Source organism: Kitasatospora sp. Root107 (assembly GCF_001424875.1).
In the GTDB taxonomy this organism is placed as follows: Bacteria; Actinomycetota; Actinomycetes; order Streptomycetales; family Streptomycetaceae; genus Kitasatospora.
Map to the genome: position 1 here is coordinate 1 of NZ_LMCT01000060.1, position 3,855 is coordinate 3,855.

General features: G+C 69.7%; 1 protein-coding gene and 2 pseudogenes. All 3 read left to right on the top strand.

From position 1 onward, the window contains the following. Positions 1–102 (top strand): annotated as a pseudogene (locus ASC99_RS31170) (ATP-binding protein); the annotation flags it as partial. 300 nt (positions 103–402) lie between these two features. Then, positions 403–3,771: a nitrate- and nitrite sensing domain-containing protein gene (locus tag ASC99_RS31175; RefSeq protein WP_057238389.1), complete on the top strand. Its 3,369-nt coding sequence runs from the start codon at positions 403–405 to the stop codon at positions 3,769–3,771. Positions 3,772–3,781: 10 nt separating this feature from the next. Next, positions 3,782–3,855 (top strand): annotated as a pseudogene (locus ASC99_RS42425) (roadblock/LC7 domain-containing protein); the annotation flags it as partial.

Below are 3,855 nucleotides of genomic sequence, written 5' to 3' on the forward strand. Positions count from 1 at the left end.
CCCGACACCCCCGTCATCACCCTCGACGCCCGCCGCCGAGACAGCGCCAAAAGCGCCCTCATCACCCTCGTCGAACACGCACTGCTCGCACGCCTGCGCTAGGCCCCCACCCCCGATCCGCCGGAAGTTCGTATCCGGAGGTGAACGGGTGGGTGAGAGTGATAACGGTTCGGTAGGCATTTAAAGATCGAAAGTAACTCTCCGTAATATCCGGACCGCACTCTGCAGTATTCGGTCCACTCTTGCTACTGAATGTCTGATTTGTACGCAGCAAATCGTGCGCAGACGCCTGTTTGTCCCCCATCGGCGCACGTGCTGAAATGCCAGCTACCCCATCGCCACCCTGGCAGTTCCACCCAGCAGCGGGCTGCGGCGAGCGGGGATTAGAGAGGTTGTTGTCGAGTGAGGCGTAAGCAGCCAGTCACCCCGCAGCGGCGCTCCGAGCCCCGCGAGAACGAGCCGGGCGGCAGCGGCCAGGCCCCCGGGTTCTCGGCGTTCACGCCGAGCGCGGAGGAGCGACCCGCATCCCCGGCGGTCAACGGACCGGGCGGAGCGAAGAGTTCCGCGAGCGCCGCGCCGGCCCCGAGCCGGTACGAGTTCCTGGCGCCCCGGAACTGGCGGGTGCCCACCCGCCTGATCGCGATCCTGCTGATCCCGGTGGTGATCTCGCTGGTCTTCGGTGGCCTCCGCGTCAACAGCTCCTTCGACGACTTCGTCAAGGCCACCCACGCCGAGAAGACCGCCCAGCTCGCCAAGGCCGCCACCGAACTGGCCCACGCGCTGGAGTCCGAGCGTGACCTCACCTCGATACCCCTGCTGGTCGGGCAGGACGACAAGGGCGAGGTGGCCAAGTACCGCGGCAAGACCGACCAGGCGCTGGCCGAGTACCGGACCGCGTTCAACCAGGTCTCCGACGACAACATGCTCTCCCGCCGCAACGACGCCTTCCAGCAGCTCGTGGTGCACCTGCCGCACCTGCGCGAGAACGCCTACAAGCGCGAGCTGTACGCGACCGCGACCCAGGCCGCGTACTCGATGCTGCTCGCACCGCTGATGGCCTTCGACAACTCGGTCGGCTTCGGCAGCTCCACCGTCACCAGCAAGGGCCGGGCGATCTACGCCATCTCGCTGGCCAAGGCCTCGGCCTCGACCCAGCGCGTGCTGATGTTCAACCTGCTGGTCGGCATCAGCCAGAAGCGGACCACCTCGCAGGAGGAGCTCGAACTGGTCCAGCAGCTGGCCGTGGCCAGCAAGCTGGAGCAGGTCTCGGTCAACGAGTTCAACACCGGCAGCCCCGCCGAGGACGTCCAGCTCCACATGCAGTCCCTGGCCGCCCAGGCCAACACCGACCAGCGCGCCGCGCTGAAGGTGCCGGGCACCGACAACGCGCCGACCATGCAGGGCCTGATCGCGCTCGGCCTGTCGTTCGTCGGCACCGCGCGGAACAACCCGAACGACGAAGCCAGGGCCTTCCAGGCCGCCCGCGACGCCGGTCTCACGCCCGAGGCGTGGAACCAGGCCACCGCGAGCCACATCAACGCGCTCCGCACCACCGAGACCACCCTGCTGGAGCAGGTCGTCGGCGACGCCGCCAACATCAAGAACCGCGCGCAGACCGACATGATCCTCAACTCGGTCATCGTGGTGGTCTCGCTGGCGCTGGCCGGTCTCTTCACCGGCCTGATCGCCCGCTCGATGATCCTCGGTATGCGCACGCTGAACAGCGCCGCGCTGGAGATCGCCAACCACCGCCTCCCCGACCTGGTCGAGAAGCTCTCCAAGACCGACCCGGACCGGGTGGACACCTCGGTGTCCCCGATCCCGCTGTACGGCAGGGACGAGATCGGCGAGGTCGCCCGTGCCTTCGACCAGGTCCACCAGCAGGCGGTCTCGCTGGCCGCCGAGCAGGCCCTGCTCCGAGGCAACGTCAACGCGATCTTCACCAACCTGTCCCGCCGCAGCCAGGGCCTGATCCAGCGCCAGCTCGCGCTGATCACCGACCTGGAGAACAACGAGGCCGACCCGGACCAGCTGGAGAACCTCTTCAAGCTGGACCACCTGGCGACCCGTATGCGCCGTAACGGTGAGAACCTGCTCGTCCTCGCGGGCGAGGAGGCCGGCCGCCGCTGGAACACCCCGGTGCCGCTGGTCGACGTGCTCCGCGCCGCCGCCTCCGAGGTGGAGCAGTACGAGCGCATCGAGCTGGCCGGCATCCCGGAGGCCGAGGTGATCGGCGCCGCCGTGACCGACCTCGTCCACCTGCTCGCCGAGCTGCTGGAGAACGCCACCTCGTTCTCCAGCCCGCAGACCCGGGTGCTGGTCAACGCCACCCGACTGCCGGACGGCCGGGTGCTGGTCGAGATCCACGACAAGGGCATCGGCCTCACCGCCGAGGACTTCGCCGAGATCAACGAGAAGCTGGCCGAGCCGCCCACGGTGGACGCCACCATCTCCCGCCGGATGGGCCTGTTCGTGGTCGGCCGGCTGTCGCAGCGGCACGACGTCCGGGTCCAGCTCCGCCCCTCGGGCGAGTCGGCCGGCACCACCTCGCTGGTGATGCTGCCGCAGCACCTGACCGAGCTCGCCGTCCTGCCGGAGCCGGAGGAGCAGTTCACCGTCTCCCGGATCTTCTCCGAGCAGGAGCCGCAGAACGAGTGGAACGGGGTCGAGCAGGGCCGTAGCGCGGCCGAGCTGGGCTTCGACGACCACCTGACCGGTACGGGCGGCAGCAGCGGCTTCAGCCCCGCCCTGGAGGCCATGCAGCGCTCCCAGCGGCTGGACCAGCGCCGCCGGACCGCCCTGGAGGCGGGCCCCGGCCAGGACCAGGTGATCGACGCCGAGGTCGAGGAGTCGCCGTACGCGCCCGAGCGCTACAGCGAGGACGGCTACGGCTACCAGCAGCAGGACCAGTACGGCGAGCAGCCGTTCACCGAGGACGGCTACCGCGACCCGTTCGGTGCCCAGCAGCCCCAGCAGCAGTACGCCGAGGACGGCTACGGCTACCAGGACGAGCAGTACACCGACACCTCGTACAACGGCCAGTCGTTCGCGGAGCCGCAGTACGCCGAGGCGGCCGTCCAGGACCCGTACGGACAGCAGGAGCAGTACGGCTACCAGCAGGACCAGTACCAGCCGTACGAGCGCTACGAGGAGCCGTCCGGCCACCCGTACACCCCGGAGCCCGCGGCCCTGCCGCCGGCCGCTCCGGCGAGCACGCTCGGCTCGGGCCTGCCGCAGCGCCGTCCCGGTCAGCAGCTGGCCGGTGCGGGTGCCGCGACCGACGGTCCGACCGCGAGCATGTTCGGCGGCGGGCAGAGCGACGCCGACAAGCCCAACTGGTTCACCGGCGCCAAGGACACCACCGAGGCACCGGAGAACCGGGGCCACGAGGTGTCCGCACTCGGCGGCTACGGCCCGACCGGCCCGACCGGCGCCCCGGGCGGTGACTGGCAGTCGCCCAACGACGGTGACTGGCAGCGCGCCGGCCAGCTCCGCGAGCCGGCCGCCGGCGGGACCACCCCGTCCGGTCTGCCCCGCCGGGTACCCAAGCAGAACCTGGTCGCCGGGAACGCCAAGCCCAGCGCCCAGGACGGCCCACAGGTCTCGCGCAGCCCCGAGGAGGTCCGCGGCCGCCTGACCAACCTGCGCCGCGGCGTCGAACAGGGCCGTAGTGCGGGCGCGGACCAGGGCAACACCGGAAGCTTCCGGATCGACCCCCAGCAGCAGAACAGCACCGATCTCTTCGGCGGCTCGAACCACCAGGAGCGTTGAGTTGAGTCAGATGAGCCAGGCCGCACAGAACCTGAACTGGCTGATCACCAATTTCGTGGACAACACCCCCGGGGTGTCCCACAC